Origin of the sequence: Streptomyces griseiscabiei (genome assembly GCF_020010925.1) — a bacterium.
Lineage (GTDB): Bacteria > Actinomycetota > Actinomycetes > Streptomycetales > Streptomycetaceae > Streptomyces > Streptomyces griseiscabiei.
Map to the genome: position 1 here is coordinate 1,515,275 of NZ_JAGJBZ010000001.1, position 17,644 is coordinate 1,532,918.

Below are 17,644 nucleotides of genomic sequence, written 5' to 3' on the forward strand. Positions count from 1 at the left end.
GGGGTCCGGCGCGGGGCCGACACGGGTCCGGCAGCGGGGACCGGTCAGCGCCCGAACGGCCCCTCCAGCGCGGCCCATTGCAGCAGCATGATGGTCTTGGCGTCGGCGATCTCGCCGGTGCGGATCATCTCCAGGGCCCGACGGAAGGGCAGTTCGACGAGTTCGATGTCCTCGCCCTCCTCGTCGAGGCCGCCGCCCTCGTGGGTGCGGGTCGACGGGCCGTACGGGGCCGCGTAGAAGCTGACGCGTTCGGTGACCGAGCCGGGGCTCATATAGATGTCGAAGACGTGCCGGATCTCGCCGATGGTGTGGCCGGTCTCCTCGACGACCTCGCGCCGCACGGCGACCTCGGGGTGCTCGTCCTCCTCGTCGAGCAGTCCGCCCGGGGTCTCGATCAGCATCCCGTCGGGGTGGCCGTTGACGTACACCGGGTAGCGGAACTGCCGGGTGAGCAGCACGGTTTCGCGGTCGGTGTCGTAGAGGAGGACGGTGGCGCCGTTGCCCCGGTCGTGGGTCTCGCGCTCCTGGGTGCTCCAGGTGCCGTCGGCGAGCTGGAAGTCGAAGGTCGTGGTGCGCTCCACGTACCAGTTACTGGACAGCAGCCGGACGTCCCGGACCTTCACACGCGGGTTGCCGGTGAGGTCCCGGCCGGTGCGGTCGAGCCCGGTGCGGCCCCGGCGGTCCGGGAGGTCGACGCCGACGGTACCGACGTTCTCGTTGGTCATGTGTCCGCTTCTACCATTCCGGTCGAGACGTTGTCAGGCGGCTCAATTCGCTTGATGCGCGCGTCGCTTGGCGGAACCGGGCAGTCCGGGACAGCATGCCCGTATGAAGAGCGATCTTTTCTCCAACGAGAACATGGTGCAGCCGGCGTACGCGCCGGGGATGAGCGTCCAGAACGCCAAGTCGATCAAGTATGCCGTCAACGGCGAGATGCTCGCCCGGCAGGGCGCGATGATCGCCTTCCGGGGGAACCTGCAGTTCGAACGCAAGGGCCAGGGCGTGGGCGGCATGCTCAAGCGCGCGGTCACCGGGGAGGGGCTGGCGCTGATGGCGGTGCGCGGTCAGGGTGAGGCCTGGTTCGCGCACGAGGCGCAGAACTGCTTCATCGTGGACATCGAGCCGGGCGACGTGTTCACGGTCAACGGCCGTAACGTGCTCTGTTTCGACTCGTCGCTGTCGTACGAGATCAAGACGGTGAAGGGCGCCGGCATGACCGGTGGCGGCCTGTTCAACAGCGTCTTCACGGGACAGGGGAGGCTCGGTCTCGTCTGCGACGGCAATCCGCTGGTCATCCCGGTCTCGCCGCAGCTGCCGGTGTTCGTGGACACGGACGCGGTCGTGGGCTGGACGGCCCACCTCTCCACCTCGCTGCACCGCTCCCAGTCCTTCGGCTCGATGATCCGCGGCGGCTCCGGGGAGGCCGTGCAGCTGAAGCTGGAGGGTGAGGGCTTCGTGGTCGTACGGCCGAGCGAGGTGACCCCGCAGGCGTCGCAGCACTGAGCCGACGGCCGACGAGGGGGAGCCCGGTGCCACCGACGGTGAGTGGCCCACCACCACGAGCGAACGAACAGATTTTCGAATCTCGGAGTACGCTGCTGATATGGCCATGCACCTCCAGGGCTCCCTCTTCGACCAGTCCGACGACCTCCGCCTCGCTCCCCTCGACGGGCTGCGCCGGCGCGACCTGGGTGCCGGGGCCTGGGTCGATGTGCTGCCCGGGTGGCTCGGCGGGGCGGACGCGCTGTTCACGCGGCTCGCCGCCGAGGTGCCCTGGAAGGCGGAGCGACGGCAGATGTACGAGCAGGTCGTGGACGTGCCGCGGCTGCTCGCCTTCTACGGCGGCGAGGACCCCCTCCCGGACCCCGTCCTGGACGAGGCCCGTACGGCACTCTCCGCGCACTACGGCTCCGAACTGGGCGAACCCTTCGCCACGGCGGGCCTGTGCTACTACCGCGACGGCCGGGACAGCGTGGCCTGGCACGGCGACCGGATCGGGCGGGGTGCCCGGGAGGACACGATGGTGGCCATCCTGTCCGTGGGCGACCCCCGCGATCTGGCCCTGCGCCCGCACGGCGGCGGCCCGACCCTGCGGTTCCCGCAGGGGCATGGCGATCTGATCGTGATGGGCGGCTCCTGCCAGCGCACCTGGGACCACGCGGTACCCAAGTCGACACGGGCGGTGGGGCCACGCATCAGCGTCCAGTTCCGGCCGGAGGGCGTTCGCTAGGGCCTGTCCGGCCATTCCCGCCCGCCTCACGGCGCCGTTCGCCGGCGGGGCGTCGGCTACTTCCGGCCGGCGAGCGCGCGGGACTGCGACGAGCGGGCCAGCTTCGGGCCCAGCCAGCGCTTGAGCCGGCGCAGCGCCTCCAGACGGCCGGCCGCCCGGTCGAGGCGATAGTAGAGCTGGGGCGGTACGTACGGCAGCAGCGGGGAGTGCCGCTGGCCGAGGAGCGCGAACATCTGCTCCGGCGGCAGGTCGATGTACCGCTCGATGTTCTCGTACCACTGGGCGCTGTGGCGCGCCGCGCTCTGCAGCCGCAGCAGTTCGGACTTGCGCCGGCCCTCGTACGCGGCGAGCGCCGCCTCCGTCTCCGCATGGGAGCCGAGGGCGTCGGCCAGGCAGATGGCGTCCTCCAGGGCGAGGGTGGTGCCGGCGCCGATGGAGTAGTGCGTGGTGTGGGCGGCGTCGCCGAGCAGCACCAGATTGCCGTGCCGCCAGGAGCGGTTGGTCAGGGTGCGGAAGCTGAGCCACTGGGCGGTGCCGTCGTCCTGGGCGCGGCCCAGGAGCGGGTGGCCGTCCAGGATGTCGGCGAACAGCTTCTCCAGCAGGGCGAGGCCGTCCGCCTCGCCCATGCGGTCCAGCCCCAGTCCGGCCAGCGTCCGTGGGGAGCACTCGATGACACAGGTGCTCTGCTCGTCGCTGAACGGGTAGGCGTAGGCCCAGATCCAGCCGTGGTCGGTCTCCTGGAAGGAGAAGGTGAAGGCGTCGTGGACCTTGGTGGTGCCGAGCCAGATGTAGGCGTTGCGGCCGAGGGCGATGTCGCTGCCGAAGCGGTCGGCGAACCGCTCGCGCACCGCGCTGTTGACGCCGTCGCCCGCCACGACGAGATCGGCGTCCGGCAGGTCGTCGGCCTTGACCTCGTCCTCGTACTCCACCCGGACCCCGAGGGTCCGCGCCCGCTCGGCGAGCAGTTCGAGCAGCCGGCGGCGGCCGATGCCGAAGCCGTCGTCGCCGGGCTGGACGGTCGTACGGTCGCGGACGTGGGCCACGCCGCTGTTCCAGGTGACGGAGTTCTCGCTGATGGCGAGGGCCGTCTCGGGGTCCTTCTCGCGGAGCTTGTCCAGCAGTTCGGACCAGTAGGTGACGCCCCAGCCGTAGGTCGAGCCGGCCGGGTTCCGTTCGTGGACGGTGATGTCGTGGGACGGGTCCTGCCGCTTCATCAGGATCGAGAAGTAGAGGCTTGCGGGTCCGCCGCCGACGCACGCGATCTTCACGCGAACTCCCATTTCGCTGCGTAAAGCGATCAATTGACCACGAAGAGTAGCAGCGTGCGCGCACTCCGATTTCACGTCACTTTGCCCGCGTGACTCCGGCCACGCGATCCGCTCCGATACCGCAAGATCATCGGCACGATCGTCGCCGCCGGGCGGAATATCTCCCTCCACCTCCACCCCGGACACCGTCACAGCAAGATCATCTTCGTTCAACCTTGTACGACATGTACGCGATTGTCCTGATCCGAGCCAACCGACTTTCCGGGATTTCTCCCCTTCCCCATCGGATCGATAGGCATGACGGGTCATCAATCCCCCCATTCCCAGGAGGTTTTCGCATGCCCGACATCACCCGTCGTCACGCCCTCGGCGCCGCCGCCGCCCTCGCCGTCACCGTCGGCACTCCGCTCACCGCCGCCGTCGCGGACGACCACGGCGGTCACGACGGTCACCAGGATCCCCATGCCTTCGACGAGGTCTACCGGGGCCGTCGGATACAGGGGCACGCCACCGAGGGCGGCGGTCACCATCACGGGGCCGGGTACGCCGTGTTCGTGGACGGGGCCGAGCTGCATGTGATGCGGAACGCCGACGGCAGCTGGATCAGCGTGGTCAGCCACTACGCCCCCGTGCCGACCCCGCGCGCCGCCGCCCGCGCGGCCGTCGACGAACTCCAGGGCGCCCGTCTCGTCCCCTTCAGCTGACCCGCACCCGAACGACCACGTGCACCACCCGAGCCACCTGAACCACCGAACCACCGAACCACCGAACCACCGCAAGGAGCCACAGACCCATGACCATACGCAAGAACCAGGCGACCCTGACCGGCGACGAGAAGCGGCGCTTCGTCGACGCGCTGATCGCCCTGAAGCGCTCCGGCCGCTACGACGAGTTCGTCACGACCCACAACGCGTTCATCCTCGGCGACACCGACAACGGCGAACGGACGGGCCACCGTTCGCCGTCCTTCCTGCCCTGGCACCGCAGATTCCTGCTGGAGTTCGAACGAGCCCTGCAGTCCGTGGACTCCACCGTCGCGCTGCCCTACTGGGACTGGACGGCCGACCGCACGGCCCGCTCGTCCCTGTGGGCGCCGGACTTCCTGGGCGGGACCGGGCGCAGCCGCGACGGGCGGGTGATGGACGGGCCGTTCGCCGCGTCCACCGGGAACTGGCCGATCACCGTACGCATCGACGGCCGCGCCTATCTGCGGCGCTCCCTCGGCGGCGCGGTACGGCAGTTGCCGACCCGGGCCGAGGTGGACTCGGTGCTCGCGATGTCCACGTACGACATGGCTCCCTGGAACAGCGCCTCGGACGGTTTCCGCAACCATCTGGAGGGATGGCGGGGGGTGAACCTGCACAACAGGGTGCACGTCTGGGTGGGCGGCCAGATGGGCACCGGGGTCTCCCCCAACGACCCGGTCTTCTGGCTGCACCACGCGTTCGTCGACCGGCTGTGGGCCGACTGGCAGCGGCTGCACCCGGGCTCGGCGTACGTGCCGGGCGCCGGGACACCGGACGTGGTCGACCTGAACGAGACCATGAAGCCGTGGAACGACTCGTCCCCGGCGGCGCTGCTGGACCACACCGCGCACTACACGTTCGACGCGGCCTGACCGGCGCTCACGCCGTCCCGGCGGCGGCCGTACGGCACTCCGGGTGGCCCCAGCCCTGGTCGTTCTTGGCGATCGGCTCACCGGCGGCGTAGGGGCGTCCGCACAGGCAGCGGCCGGGGAACTTCGCCTTGATGGTGCGCGACGAGGACGACGACGCGGAGGACGACCCGTTCCGGGCGCCGGTACGGCCCGGCTTCGCGGACTTCTTCGCCGCGCTCCACCGGGACGGGACCGGGTCGGGGGCGGCCGGGGGTTCCGGGGAGCCCAGTCCGGTGCCGGCGGGTTCCTGGACGACGGCCGCCTGGCTGGCCGCGCGGTCGGCGAAGTCGTTCAGCCGGTCGCCGTCGACCTGGTGGGCGGGGACGTAGCGGAAGTCGACGGAGCGGCCGGCGAGCAACTCGTCGATCCGGACGACCAGTTCCTGGTTGGCGACCGGCTTGCCGGCGGCCGTGCGCCAGCCGTTGCGCTTCCAGCCGGGCAGCCAGGTGGTGACCGCCTTCATCGCGTACTGGGAGTCCATCCGGATCTCGATCGGGACGGCCGGGTCGGTCGCCGCCAGCAGCCGCTCCAGCGCGGTCAGTTCGGCGATGTTGTTGGTGGCCCTGCCCAGCGGGCCGGCCTCCCAGCGCGAGGGGATCTCGTCGTTCTCGGCGACCACCCAGGCCCAGCCCGCTGGTCCGGGGTTTCCCTTGGAGGCTCCGTCACAGGCGGCCACAACACGTTCCGACATGCGCCCGATCATGCCATGCGCGGGGGTGTGGGACCGTCCACGGGTCCCACACCCCGGCGTACGGCGGGGTCCGGTCAGACGTCCTTGAGCTCCGGCATCTCGCCCTGGGTTCTTGTGACGTCGATGACCGAGAACGACGCGCCCTGCGGGTCGCTGAGGGCGGCGAAGCGGCCGAAGGGGGTGTCCATCGGGCCGAAGCGCAGGACGCCGCCGCCCTTGGTGGCCCTCGCGACCGCGTCGTCGCAGTCGGGCACGGTGAAGTACACGTTGATGTACGAGGGCACCTCGGGCGGGAAGTCCTCCGCGGTCATCTTCATCCGGCCGAGGAGCGGGTCCTGCCCCAGGTCGAACACCCGGAAGTCCATCTGGGGACTGTGGGGGTCGTCCATCTGCTTGGCCCGGAACGGGAAGACGGCAGGGAAGAACGCGTCCGACTTCTCGGGCTCGCGGGTGAAGACCTCGGCCCAGACGTACGCGCCGGGCACGCCCATGGTCTCGAAGCCCTCGTGGACACCGGCCTGCCAGACACCGAAGACGACGCCGTCCGGCGAGCGGGCCAGCAGCATGGAGCCGAACTCGCCGACCTGCATCGGCTCCATCAGCACCTCGCCGCCGTTGTCCCGGATCTTCGCGGCGGTGGCGTTCACGTCGGGCGAGGCGAAGTACAGACACCAGGCCGGCTGACCCTCCTGTCCGGGCATCGGCGGGACGACCGCGGCCACCGCCTTGCCGTCCGCGTACGCCTGGGTGTAATTGCCGTACTCGGTGGACGACCCGCCGAACGTCCAGCCCAGGACGTCACCGTAGAAACTCTTCGCCCCCTCGATGTCGCCGAACATCGCGTCGGCCCAGCAGGGCGTGCCCTCGGGACGTGCGGCCATGGCTGCCACTCTCCTCGGTTCGACCGGTGGTTTCCCCGGCTCTCACGCTAGCCAGGACCTCTCCGGGCCGCGCGCCGAACGGGACGGACCGCGTGAAACCGGCACGGGATCCAGGGGACGGGACCACGACTGTGCGTCGTCTGATAATTTCAGCGGCGCTCGCACTCCCGTTCGCCTCTACTCGTGAGGTGCCACCATGTCCGGCCGGCCGTTCAGACGTACGGCGCTGCCGTGCGTCCGGGGCCGGTCCGCGCGCCTGTCGCTGGTGGTCTCCCTGGCCCTCGCGACGTTCCTGTTGTTCTGCGCGGGTTCACCGCCCGACGAGGCTCCGGCGCCGCGCCCGCATTCGGTGTCGGCGGACCTCCCGGCGGAACGGCCGGACGGTGTGCGGGCGAGTCAGGTGGAGCGCGACCCCTGTGACCACGGTCCCGACGGGCACGACTGTCACGCCCCCGACCCGGCCGCGGTGCTGGGCCAGGTGCCGCTGCCCGGCGCCGATCACACCGCCGCGCCCTGGCAGCCCGCGACCGAACCGGCCCCCGTCGCGGCCGACGGCTCCCGGGAACCGGGGAGGGCCCGTCCTCCCGATCTCCACGAACTGCAGTTGCTCCGCGTCTAGGCCGGCCCGGCCCGTACGGCAGAACACCCGTACGACGGGCCCATCGACGACTCGCATTTCCAGGACCGCCGTGCCCGTGCGGACACGGCAGGGAGCAGAAGGACGATCCCCATGGCTTCATCCAAGTCGAAGGCCAACAACAGCGGACCGAAGGGCAAGAACACCAGCCCCAAGGCCCGGGAGGCGGCGCGGCGGGCCCGCGTCGAGGAGATACGCAAGGCCGAGCAGGCACGGGAGCGGCGGATGCGGCTGCTCACGCTCGGCGTCACCGGTGTGATCCTCGCCGGGCTGGTGGGCGGCGGCTGGTACCTGGTCGACGCCGCCCAGGAGAAGGAGGAGGCGAAGGCGGCCCCGGTCGACGGGGTGAAGAGCTGGTCGAAGCTCACCCAGAACCATGTCACCGAGGCGGTCACCTACAAGATGAGCCCGCCCGTCGGCGGCGACCACAACCAGGTGTGGGTCAACTGCGACAAGCAGGTGTACACCAAGGCCGTGCCGAACGAGAACGCGGTGCACGCGCTGGAGCACGGCGCGGTCTGGATCACGTACAACGACAAGGCGGCGAAGGGCGACGTCACGTCGCTGACCGACCTCGTGAACAAGACGACGTACACCTTCATGAGCCCCTACGAGGACCAGTCCTCGCCCATCGTGCTGAGTGCCTGGGAGCACCAGCTGAAGGTGGACAAGGCGTCCGACCCGCGGGTGCGGAAGTTCCTCGACAAGTACGTCCAGGGCGAGCAGACGCCGGAGCCGGGGGCCGCGTGCTCCGGCGGTATGACCCCGTGAGCTGAGCGGGTGGGGCGTCCGGTCGTTTCCGTTCCGGGCGCCCTGGGTCGTGGCCGACACGGGTCTTCCGCCCCGCTCCGGGCTGTGCTTGCCTGGGGAACCGTTTCGATGGCCGGGGCGGGGGTCTCCGTATGCGCAAGCCGTGGATCGTGGGAGTGGCGGGGGCGGTGCTCGCCGCGCTGCTGCTCGGGGCGTGCGGGGATCCGGCGTCCGCGCCGGAGGAGGCCCCGCCGTCCGCCGCGGCACCGGAACCGTCGTCGACCACACGGCAGCGGGCCGCCACGGCGCCGCCGGCGGAGAAGTCCGGCCAGGAGAGGCCCGCGCCCGGGGTGCTCTACCTCGGGGACTCGCTGGCCACGGAGAACCAGAAGGTGCTGGGCACGTTCCTGGAGGACTCCCTGGACGCCCGCTACACGAGCGTCCCGTACTCGGGCACCACCCTGTGCGACTACCTGGAGGGCACCGCCGACCGCTCGCTGGTCCCGCCGCAGGACAAGGCCGCCGCGCTGGTGCGGCGGCTGAGCCCGGACTATGTGGTCCTGCAGTTCTGGGGCAACGCCTGGGACTACACGCCCTGCATGGACGGCGTCACCTACGGCACGGCCCGCGCCGAGTACCTCCGGCGGTACTCGGCCGCCGCCGAGCGGCTCACCGAGCAGATCGCGGACGCCGGTGGCACGCACCGGCCGACGATCGTGTGGGTGCTGCAGGGCCCGGACCCGCTCGCACCGGACCGGATCCGCCGGGTGAACGCCCTGTACGCGAAGCAGGCCGACGCCTCCGGTGACCTGGTCGCCGACGCGGGCAGGGCCGTGAGCCCGGCCGGCGACCGCTACACCTGGGCCCAGTACCTGCCGTGCACCGCGTACGAGCGCGAGCACGACGGCTACTGCACCCAGCCCGGCCGGTCCCGCACCGCCCTCCACCACGACGAGGACCTGCTGCACTTCTGTCTGGCCCCGACGACGTCCAAGCCGCGTCCGTGCCCGGTCCCGTCCCCCGGGATCACCCGGATGGCCCGGGAGATCACCCGGGCCATCACCGAGGCGGACGGCGCCTAGGGTGTGCGCGTTCGCGGGCGACAGCGGGCCGAAAGGGCCGCAGGCCCTCAAGGGGCGCGGGGAACTGCGCGAGAAGCCCCACCGGCCCGCAGACGAATCAGCCGCGGACGACATGCACCGCCGCGCTCCTGTCTAGACGCGCTGCGTCGTGGGCTCGTCGTCCCCCGTGTCCACCGCCGCCTCGGGCGAGGCCACGGCCGCCGCTTCCGCCTCCTGCTGCCTCTTGGACGCCCACAGGCTCGTCACGGTCGTGACGGCGAGGACCAGGACGATGAAGCCCAGCGAGACGGGGATGGAGATCTCCGGGACGTGGACGCCGGACTCGTGCAGGGCGTGCAGCACCAGCTTGACGCCGATGAAGCCGAGGATGATCGACAGGCCGTAGGAGAGGTGGACGAGCTTCTTCAGCAGGCCGCCGATGAGGAAGTACAGCTGGCGCAGGCCCATCAGGGCGAAGGCGTTGGCGGTGAAGACGATGTACGGGTCCTGGGTGAGGCCGTAGATCGCGGGGATGGAGTCGAGGGCGAAGAGGACGTCGGTGGAGCCGATCGCGAGCATCACGACCAGCATCGGCGTCATGACGCGCTTGCCGTTCTCCTCGATCCACAGCTTGGTGCCGTGGTACCGGTCGGCCACTCCGAATCGTTTCTCCACGGCCTTGAGGAGCTTGTTCTCCTCGTACTCCTCCTCGTGGCTCCCCTTGCGGGCGTCCTCGACGAGCTTCCAGGCGGTGTAGATCAGGAACGCGCCGAAGATGTAGAAGACCCAGGAGAAGGTGGAGATGATCGCCGCGCCGGCCGCGATGAAGATCGCCCGGAGCACCAGGGCCATCAGCACACCGACCATCAGCACCCGTTGCTGGTACTGCGAGGGCACCGAGAACTTCGCCATGATCAGCACGAAGACGAAGAGGTTGTCGACGCTCAGGGACTTCTCGGTGATGAAGCCCGCGAAGAACTCTCCCGCGGGCTTGCCCCCGCCGACGGCCAGCAGGACCAGGCCGAACGCGATCGCCAGGGCGACCCAGACGGCGGACCAGATCCCGGCCTCCTTGATCGACACGTCGTGGGGTTTTCGCCCGATGAAGAAGTCGACCCCCACCAGCACGCACAGGGCGACGACGGTGAGCAGCCAGGTGGTCAGGGTGACGTTCAAGGTTCCTCCGGGTAACAGCTGGTGCACAGGCAAGCCTCACCGGCGCCCTTTGCATCCGCTACCCGAATTGGGTAAAGAATGACCGAATTTATCGTGTGCACCCTGGTGGAGGCCCTGTCACGGTAGCCGCCCACCAGGGTGAGAAGGATTGCGCGGACGTCTGATCCCGGCTACTCCCCCGCGTACGCCTTCCGCAGGGCGGCCAGGTCGAACTTGCCCATCGCCATGAACGCCGCGGTCGCGCGGGCCACCTTCTGCGGGTCGGGGTCGCTGATCATGTCGGTGAGTTCGGCGGGCACGACCTGCCAGGACACTCCGAACCGGTCCTTGAGCCAGCCGCAGGGGCCGGGCTCGCCGCCCTCGGTGAGGCTGTTCCAGTAGTAGTCGATCTCGTCCTGGTCGGCGCAGAGGATCTGGAAGGAGACGGCCTCGGTGAACTTGAACATCGGGCCGCCGTTCAGCGCCACGAACCGCTGGCCGTTGGCCACGAAGTCCACGGTGAGCACGGAACCGGCCGGCTGGGGCGCGCCCTCGCCGTAGTGGGTGACCCGGCCGAGCCGGGAGTCCTTGAAGACCGAGACGTAGTGGGCCGCCGCCTCCTCGGCCCGGCCGTCGAACCACAGGCAGATGGTGAATCCGTCGCTGGACATGGGTGCCTCCTCGGCGGGGGCTGCGGTCGCCCCTGGGGTGGTGTCGTCGTCCGTGTAGACCGACCCTGTTCCAAGAACTCATCGGTGGCGCGGACATCCGGTGCGGCGGACGGGGGACGGGCTGCTGCGGGCGGCCCCGCGCTCTGCTGTCGGCGAATCTGCCATGGGCAGAGAAATGCCTGGTGGGGGCCGGTTCGCGGGGAGGGTGGAGTCAGCGGCCCTCGCGGTCGTTTGCGTCCACCGTCCTTGAGGAGGAACCGTGACTCCACCGTTCACCGGCCGGGCCCCGGCGCTCGCGCCGCGCGCCGGGGAGGGCGACACCCCGCCGTCCCGCTTCGACGACCAACTCGCCGCGCAGCTGCTCGCCCAGCGGATCGTCCTCCTCGGCACCCAGGTCGACGAGGTCTCCGCGAACCGGGTCTGCGCCCAGTTGCTGGTGCTGTCGGCGGAGGACCCCCGCACCGACATCAGCCTCTACATCAACAGCCCCGGTGGCTCGGTCACGGCCGGGCTCGCCATCTACGACACGATGCGGCTCATCCCGAACGACGTCTCCACGCTGGCGATGGGCTTCGCGGCGAGCATGGGCCAGTTCCTGCTGAGCGTGGGCACGCACGGCAAGCGGTTCGCGCTGCCCAACGCGCGGATCATGATGCACCAGCCGTCGGCGGGGATCGGCGGCACCACCGCCGACATCGAGATCCAGGCGGAGAACCTGGACTTCACCAAGCGGGCCATCGAGCGGATCACCGCGGAGCACACCGGCCAGAGCGAGGAGACGATCTCCCGCGACGGCGACCGCGACCGCTGGTTCACGGCCGGACAGGCCAAGGAGTACGGGATGGTCGACCGGGTCGTCGAGTCGCTCGACGACGTACGGCCTGCCTCCTCGCGTCGACGGATGGGACTGCAGTGATGGGGACCTACACGATTCCGAACGTGGTCGAGCGGACCGCGCAGGGCGAGCGGTCGTACGACGTGTTCAGCCGTCTGCTGTCCGAGCGGATCATCTTCCTCGGCACGGAGATCGACGACGGGGTGGCCAACGTCGTCATCGCGCAGCTGCTGCATCTGGAGGCGGCGGTGCCGGACCGGGAGATCTCGGTGTACATCAACTCGCCCGGAGGATCGTTCACTTCGCTGATGGCGATCTACGACACGATGACGTTCGTCCGGGCGCCGATCTCCACGCTGTGCGTGGGGCAGGCCGCGTCGACGGCGGCGGTGCTGCTGGCGGGCGGGGACCCGGGGCGGCGGTTCGTGCTGGAGCACGCGCGGGTGCTGCTGGGGCAGCCGGCGAGCGGGGGCCGTCAGGGGACGGTGTCCGATCTCGCGCTCCAGGCCAAGGAGATGGTGCGGATCCGGGCGCAGGTGGAGGGCGTGCTCGCCCGGCACACCGGGCGCGAGGTGCGGGAGCTGCGCGCCGACATGGACCGGGACAAGGTGTTCACGGCGGAGGAGGCGGTGGCGTACGGGCTGGCGGACGAGGTGTTGAGCCGGCGGCTGGTGGGGGTCTGAAGGCCGCGTCCCGTCAGGCCACGAGGCACAGGCCGTTGTAGGGGGCCTTGGGCGCGCTGCGGGCCAGTTCGGTCTGGGCCAGGGACAACAGGTCGCCCAGGCCCAGGCCCAGGGCCTGCGCGGCTGCCGCCAGCACCTCCGAGGAGGCTTCCTTGCGCCCCCGTTCCACCTCGGAGAGGTACGGCATCGAGATGCGGGCCTCGTCCGCGACGTCCTTCAGGGTCCGTTCCTGGGCCAGGCGTTCGCGGCGGAGCACATCACCGACGAGGTCGCGCCACAGTGGCTCCTTGGCGGGCGGACCGGCCGGGCGGGGCGCCGCCGGACGGGCCGCCGCGGGGCGCAGGGGGATGACTCGGGCTTCGTTCGACGCGTGTCGGCTCACTTCTTCAGCCTAGGAACTCCGGGCGGGAGGGGAAGAGGGCGGCGTTGCGCCCTCAGGGGAATTCCTCGGGAACCCGGCTCCGGGGTTCACTGCCCGATGCGGCCGTCGAGGCGTTCGCGCAGGAGGTCGGCGTGGCCGTTGTGGCGGGCGTACTCCTCGATCAGATGGACCAGGACCTCGCGAAGCGCGATGGGTTCGTCGTCGTGGCGTCCGGTGACGGCGAGGTCCGGGGCGCCGGCCACGAAGCGTTCCGCGAAGGCGACCTCGGAGCGCCAGGTCCGCCAGGCGTCGGCGACGGCCTCGGGGTCGGCCACGGCGTCGTTGAAGTCGCCGTCGGGGTCGTCCCCCGCCCGGTAGTGGCGCGGGGCACGCTCGCCCGCCAACGCCTCGCGGAACCAGTACTGTTCCACGCCGGCCAGATGGCGTACGAGGCCGAGCAGGGACAGGTTCGACGGGGGCACCGAGCGGCGGGCCAGGGCCTCGGCGTCGAGGCCCGCGCACTTCAGCTCCAGGGTGAGGCGCTGGTTGCGGAGGTATCCGACGAGGGTGGCCCGCTCACCCTCGAAGCCCCCCTCGCCGCGCGGGTCCGCCTCGGGGCCGACGAAGCGGTCGCCCCAGCCGGGTCTCCGCTCCGGCAGGGGCGGTTCGCCGGGCCGTGCCTCCGAGCCGTCCCGCATGGCATCCGAGCCGTCCCGCATGGTCTCCAAGCTGTCACTCATGCGGAGGATCATGGGCCGTCGCCGCCCCGGTCCGCCACCGCATTCCGTTCGTCAGGCCTTGCGGTTGCCCTTGGCGGGCATCAACTGCTCACGCAGCACCGTCAGTTGGTGGGAGGTGTCCACGGCCCGGGTCTCGTCCAGGGTGGTCAGGGCGAGGAGCAGGACGTCGGCGACGACGAGCGGGGTGAGGGCCTCCGAGGTGATGCCCGTGGGGGTGTGCGGGGCGGTCAGGACGGCGTCGACGCGGTCGCCGAACTCCTCGCCGAGTTCGTCGGTGACGAGGACGACCCGGGCGCCGACCGCCCGCGCGCGCTCGACGAGGACGGTCAGCTCGTGCAGGGCGCGCCCGGGTTGGAAGATCACCACGGCGTCGCCCTGGCGCAGGGCGAGGAGATGGTCGGCGAGGGCGAACCCGGTGGCGTTGACGAAGCGTGAGCGGCGGTCGATCCGGCCGAGTGCGAGGGAGAGATGGCGGGCGGCCGGTTCGCAGGCGGCGATCCCGAAGCAGTGGATCTCGACGGCGTCGGCGAGCGCGGTCACGGCGGCACGCAGGGCGTCGGGTCCGGTCAGCCGGCGGGTCTGGTCGATGCGCTCCTGGGCCTCGTCGAGCACATCGGTCCAGATGCCGTCCAGGTCGGGGCCGACATGCGCGATGCGCTGTCTGAGCCGCACCTCGGGAGCCACGGCAGCGGTGAAGCCGGTGGCCAGTTCGCGCTTGAGGGCGGGCAGCCCGGCGTAGCCGAGGCGCTGGAGGGCGCGGACCACGGTGGCGTTGCTGGTGCCGCTGGCGGTGCCGAGTTCCTGGGCGCCGGCGAAGAGGAGCTGTTCGACGGGGGCGCTGGCCAGATACTGGGCGACCGCGCGCTCGGACGCGGAGAGGCTCTCCCAGTGGTCGCGGACCGCCGCCCGGAGCCGGATCAGGCCCTCGCCGAGATCCCCAGGATCTGAAATTTTCATTACAGACATTGACTTCCTTGTGACGGGCGTTACTCTCCTGGACAACGCATTCCAAAAGGAAAGCTTCTCGTAACCGACGTTACAGCACGGCGTCACCCACGGGCAGCTCTCCGTCGCGAGGAGAAGAATGGCATCCCCCTCTGCCCCGGCAGCCCCCTCATCCCGGTCCCTCCCCCTGGTCGAGATCTCCGGCGCTCCCCTGGAGCGCGGACGGCAGTACGGCGAGGCCGTACGGCCGCAACTGCACGCGGCGCTCGCCTACTACGAGGAGGCGTTCGGCCACGCCGCCGGACTGACCTGGGACCAGGTCACCGCCCGCGCCGCCCGCTGGCGGGAGCCGGTGGGCTCGTACGCCCCCCACCTGCTGGAGGAGATGCGGGGCATCGCCGACGGCGCCGGTGTGACCCTGCTGGACGTGCTCGCGCTCAACGCCCGCGGCGAGGTGCTCTACGACCAGTCGTTCGCCAGGATGGCCGCGGCCGAGCCGAGAACCCCGAAGACGGAACCGGAGACGGAACCGGAGACGGTCGCCGAGGAGCGGGTCGAGGGCTGCACCTCGTTCGCCCTGTACGGGCCCGCGAGCGGCGACGGCCATGTGTGGGCCGGACAGAACTGGGACTGGCGGGCGGGCGCGGCCGACACGGTCGTCATGCTGCGGATCGTGCAGCCGCCCGCGCCGACCCTGATCATGCAGGTCGAGGCCGGTCAGGTCGGCCGCCAGGGGGCCAACTCGGCGGGCATCGCGCTCAACGCCAACGGTCTGGGCGGCCGGTTCGACGACACGGTCGGCCTGCCGCAGACCGTCGTCCGCCGCAGCGTCCTGGACCGGGCCAGCATCACGGACGCCCTCGACGTGCTGTGCCGCACCCGTGCCCACATCGCCTCCAACGCGCTGCTGACCGTCCGCGAGGGTTTCGCCGTCGACCTGGAGACCACACCCGCCGGGCACGGCTGGCTGCACCCCGAGGACGGTCTCCTGGTGCACGGCAACCACTACCAGGCGGGAGTCCCCGCGGCCATCGCCGCCGGCTACCGCCCCCTGTCCTCCGACTCCCTGGTGCGCGTACCCCGCGCCGAGCAGGGGCTGCGGGCGCTGCGCGGCTCCACCGGGCCCGACGAGTCCCGCAAGCTCATCAAGCAGGCCATGTCCGACCACCTCGGACTGCCCGAGTCGCTGTGCACCCACCCCGACACCCGCAGGCCCGTCGTGGAGCGCTGGACCACGCTCGTCTCCTCCTGCGTGGACCTGACCAGCGGCGACTACCACGTGACCGCGGGCACCCCGTGCGACCGCGACTACCAGCACCTGCCGTGGAACCTCTACGACGGCCCGCACGGCAGCCTCTCCCCCTCCACCGACTGCCCCAGCTGAGAGCACAGGAGTTCATCCGATGGCGATGACGAGGACGAAGACCACGAAGGCGAAGAACACCCGGAGAGCGGTGACCGCCGGGCTGGCCGCGGCGGGCCTGCTCACGACCGCCGGCTGCAGCGGCGCCGACACGGCCGCCACCGGTGGCGCGGCGGCCGACGCCGCGAAACTGAAGCTCACGGCCATGACACCCGCGGCGCGGGGCGCCGTGGCGAAGGTGAACTGGCTGCTGGAGGACGAACCCGACTCCCTCGACCTCGACACCCAGGGGTCCAGTGCCGGGCGGGTCGTCCTGACCAACGTCTGCGAGCGGCTCTACCAGCTGCAGCCCGACATGACGGTCGAGCCGTTGCTCGCGGAGAAGGCGACCACCCCCGACGACAGGACGCTCGTCCTGACCGTCCGCGACGGTGTCACCTTCCACGACGGCTCGAAGCTCACCGCCGACGACGTGCTGTGGAGCCTGGAGCGGCACGCCGACCCGGACATGGAGCAGAGCGACGAGTTCCCCAACGTCTCCTCCATGGAGAAGACCGGGGACCGCGAGATCACCATCCGCTTCAAGAAGCCCGACGCCCTGTTCACCAAGGCGCTCGCGGGTGACGCCGGCATCGTCTGGAACAAGGAGCAGGTGGAGAAGGCCGGCGACGACTTCGGCACCCCGGGGCAGAGCGACGCCTGCTCGGGGCCGTACGAGCTGAGTGGCTGGAAGTCCGGCGACTCGATCACCATCGAGGCGTACGACGGCTACTGGGGCGAGAAGCCGCTCACGAAGGAGGTCGTCTTCCGCTGGGCCGCCGACAGCGCCCTGGTGAACGCGCTCAGGACCGGTGCCGCCGACGGCACGTTCGCCGAGTCGCCCAACACGGCCTCCGCCCTGCGGGGTGTGAAGGGGCTCGCCCAGTACTACGGACCCTCCACCGCCACCCTGGACCTCATCCCCACCGAGCGCGGCGGGCTGAAGGACCCGAGGATCCGCAAGGCGCTGTCGCTGGCGCTCGACCGCGCCGGGATCGCCAAGTCCGGCTACGGCGGGTTCGTCGAGCCCTGGGCCAGCCCGGTGGGATCCGGTTCCTGGGGGTACGCCAAGGACGAGTTCGCCGCCGCGCAGAAGGAGCTGGCGGCCACCGCGCCCGCCTCGCCGGACGCCGACGACATCGCCGAGGCCAAGGAGTTGGTCAAGGAGGCGGGGACACCCACCGAGCCGATCGTCATCGGCACGGACGCCACCCAGGGCCGTACGGTCGTCGCGGGCGCCGTACGGGCCGCGCTCCAGCGGATCGGGCTCAAGGGCACCGTCAAGACCGTACCGACCACGCAGTTCGAGGAGTTCTACAGCGATCCCGAGGCCCGTGCGGAGATCGATGTGCTGGTCGCGGACTGGTACATCTCCAAGTCCGACCCGATGGGCTTCTACGACAACGGACTGTCCGACTCGTCCAACAACTGGATCGGCTTCGCGGACGCCGCCTACGACGAGAAGGTGACCAAGGCGCTGGGCACCCTCGACGACACCGAGCGGGCGGCCCTCGCCATCGACGTGCAGAAGCTGTTCGCGGACGCCGCCGTGTGGATCCCCGTCGCGCAGGTGCCGTCGGTGCTGGTGCTGAGCGACAGGCTGACCGGGGCGCCGGCCTCACAGGCGTACCTCTACTACCCGTGGGCGGCCGGGCTCGGCGCCGAGAAGGGCTGACC

General features: G+C 70.7%; 20 protein-coding genes. 11 read left to right on the forward strand and 9 right to left on the reverse strand.

Annotated features, from left to right (window positions below):
• Positions 1-44: 44 nt before the first annotated feature.
• Positions 45-725, reverse strand: coding sequence for an NUDIX domain-containing protein (locus tag J8M51_RS06665; RefSeq protein WP_086752783.1), 681 nt, complete (start codon positions 723-725; stop codon positions 45-47).
• Between the two features lie 103 nt (positions 726-828).
• Here J8M51_RS06665 and J8M51_RS06670 point away from each other — a divergent pair, with 103 nt between their 5' ends.
• Together J8M51_RS06670 and J8M51_RS06675 are read left to right on the forward strand one after the other, a co-directional pair.
• Entirely contained in the window at positions 829-1,503 is a 675-nt protein-coding gene (locus J8M51_RS06670; RefSeq protein ID WP_086752785.1) for an AIM24 family protein, read from the forward strand.
• 100 nt (positions 1,504-1,603) lie between these two features.
• Positions 1,604-2,230 carry an alpha-ketoglutarate-dependent dioxygenase AlkB gene (locus tag J8M51_RS06675; RefSeq protein WP_086752787.1) on the forward strand — a complete coding sequence of 209 codons (627 nt, stop codon included), beginning with the start codon at positions 1,604-1,606 and terminating at the stop codon, positions 2,228-2,230.
• Between the two features lie 56 nt (positions 2,231-2,286).
• Here J8M51_RS06675 and J8M51_RS06680 read toward each other — a convergent pair whose 3' ends face one another.
• A complete protein-coding gene (locus J8M51_RS06680) occupies positions 2,287-3,498 on the reverse strand; it encodes an FAD-dependent monooxygenase (protein WP_179202900.1) in 1,212 nt (403 codons plus the stop codon).
• A gap of 338 nt (positions 3,499-3,836) precedes the next feature.
• On the opposite strand from J8M51_RS06680, the gene melC1 reads away from it, so the two are divergent.
• Together melC1 and melC2 are read left to right on the forward strand one after the other, a co-directional pair.
• The gene (gene melC1 / locus J8M51_RS06685; protein WP_086752791.1) at positions 3,837-4,202 is read left to right on the forward strand and encodes an apotyrosinase chaperone MelC1; all 366 of its coding nucleotides are present in this window, start codon (positions 3,837-3,839) and stop codon (positions 4,200-4,202) included.
• An 89-nt stretch (positions 4,203-4,291) separates the two neighbouring features.
• Positions 4,292-5,116, forward strand: coding sequence for a tyrosinase MelC2 (gene melC2 / locus J8M51_RS06690; protein WP_086752793.1), 825 nt, complete (start codon positions 4,292-4,294; stop codon positions 5,114-5,116).
• A 7-nt stretch (positions 5,117-5,123) separates the two neighbouring features.
• Here melC2 and J8M51_RS06695 read toward each other — a convergent pair whose 3' ends face one another.
• Together J8M51_RS06695 and J8M51_RS06700 are read right to left on the reverse strand one after the other, a co-directional pair.
• Positions 5,124-5,858 (reverse strand): ribonuclease H family protein, encoded by a 735-nt coding sequence (locus J8M51_RS06695; protein WP_086752795.1) that lies wholly within the window; start codon positions 5,856-5,858, stop codon positions 5,124-5,126.
• Positions 5,859-5,920: 62 nt separating this feature from the next.
• Positions 5,921-6,727, reverse strand: a complete 807-nt coding sequence (locus tag J8M51_RS06700) for a VOC family protein (RefSeq protein WP_086752797.1) — start codon at positions 6,725-6,727, stop codon at positions 5,921-5,923.
• 196 nt (positions 6,728-6,923) lie between these two features.
• Between J8M51_RS06700 and J8M51_RS06705 the strand changes: the two genes are divergently transcribed.
• The 3 genes from J8M51_RS06705 to J8M51_RS06715 all read left to right on the forward strand — a co-directional run bounded on the left by J8M51_RS06705 (position 6,924) and on the right by J8M51_RS06715 (position 9,196).
• Positions 6,924-7,346, forward strand: coding sequence for a DUF6153 family protein (locus J8M51_RS06705; protein ID WP_086752799.1), 423 nt, complete (start codon positions 6,924-6,926; stop codon positions 7,344-7,346).
• Between the two features lie 111 nt (positions 7,347-7,457).
• Positions 7,458-8,135: a DUF3105 domain-containing protein gene (locus J8M51_RS06710; protein WP_086752801.1), complete on the forward strand. Its 678-nt coding sequence runs from the start codon at positions 7,458-7,460 to the stop codon at positions 8,133-8,135.
• Positions 8,136-8,266: 131 nt separating this feature from the next.
• The gene (locus tag J8M51_RS06715; protein ID WP_086752803.1) at positions 8,267-9,196 is read left to right on the forward strand and encodes an SGNH/GDSL hydrolase family protein; all 930 of its coding nucleotides are present in this window, start codon (positions 8,267-8,269) and stop codon (positions 9,194-9,196) included.
• 132 nt (positions 9,197-9,328) lie between these two features.
• Here the strand turns inward: J8M51_RS06715 and J8M51_RS06720 are convergent, their stop codons facing one another.
• Positions 9,329-10,351, reverse strand: a complete 1,023-nt coding sequence (locus tag J8M51_RS06720) for a TerC family protein (protein ID WP_086752805.1) — start codon at positions 10,349-10,351, stop codon at positions 9,329-9,331.
• Between the two features lie 170 nt (positions 10,352-10,521).
• Entirely contained in the window at positions 10,522-11,001 is a 480-nt protein-coding gene (locus J8M51_RS06725) for a VOC family protein (protein WP_086752807.1), read from the reverse strand.
• Positions 11,002-11,260: 259 nt separating this feature from the next.
• On the opposite strand from J8M51_RS06725, the gene J8M51_RS06730 reads away from it, so the two are divergent.
• Both J8M51_RS06730 and J8M51_RS06735 read left to right on the forward strand, forming a co-directional pair.
• Entirely contained in the window at positions 11,261-11,917 is a 657-nt protein-coding gene (locus J8M51_RS06730) for an ATP-dependent Clp protease proteolytic subunit (RefSeq protein WP_086752809.1), read from the forward strand.
• Positions 11,917-12,519 carry a ClpP family protease gene (locus J8M51_RS06735; protein ID WP_086752811.1) on the forward strand — a complete coding sequence of 201 codons (603 nt, stop codon included), beginning with the start codon at positions 11,917-11,919 and terminating at the stop codon, positions 12,517-12,519. The genes J8M51_RS06730 and J8M51_RS06735 overlap by 1 nt, the downstream gene beginning before the upstream one ends.
• A 13-nt stretch (positions 12,520-12,532) precedes the next feature.
• Here the strand turns inward: J8M51_RS06735 and J8M51_RS06740 are convergent, their stop codons facing one another.
• From J8M51_RS06740 to J8M51_RS06750, 3 genes are all read right to left on the reverse strand, one after another.
• Positions 12,533-12,901, reverse strand: a complete 369-nt coding sequence (locus J8M51_RS06740; RefSeq protein ID WP_086752813.1) for a helix-turn-helix domain-containing protein — start codon at positions 12,899-12,901, stop codon at positions 12,533-12,535.
• Between the two features lie 86 nt (positions 12,902-12,987).
• Positions 12,988-13,578 carry a DinB family protein gene (locus tag J8M51_RS06745; protein WP_086752815.1) on the reverse strand — a complete coding sequence of 197 codons (591 nt, stop codon included), beginning with the start codon at positions 13,576-13,578 and terminating at the stop codon, positions 12,988-12,990.
• 93 nt (positions 13,579-13,671) lie between these two features.
• A complete protein-coding gene (locus J8M51_RS06750; RefSeq protein WP_216588360.1) occupies positions 13,672-14,577 on the reverse strand; it encodes a MurR/RpiR family transcriptional regulator in 906 nt (301 codons plus the stop codon).
• 127 nt (positions 14,578-14,704) lie between these two features.
• Between J8M51_RS06750 and J8M51_RS06755 the strand changes: the two genes are divergently transcribed.
• Both J8M51_RS06755 and J8M51_RS06760 read left to right on the forward strand, forming a co-directional pair.
• The gene (locus tag J8M51_RS06755) at positions 14,705-15,949 is read left to right on the forward strand and encodes a C45 family autoproteolytic acyltransferase/hydolase (protein ID WP_267299033.1); all 1,245 of its coding nucleotides are present in this window, start codon (positions 14,705-14,707) and stop codon (positions 15,947-15,949) included.
• Between the two features lie 19 nt (positions 15,950-15,968).
• Positions 15,969-17,642 carry an ABC transporter substrate-binding protein gene (locus J8M51_RS06760; RefSeq protein WP_086760007.1) on the forward strand — a complete coding sequence of 558 codons (1,674 nt, stop codon included), beginning with the start codon at positions 15,969-15,971 and terminating at the stop codon, positions 17,640-17,642.
• Positions 17,643-17,644 lie beyond the last annotated feature (2 nt).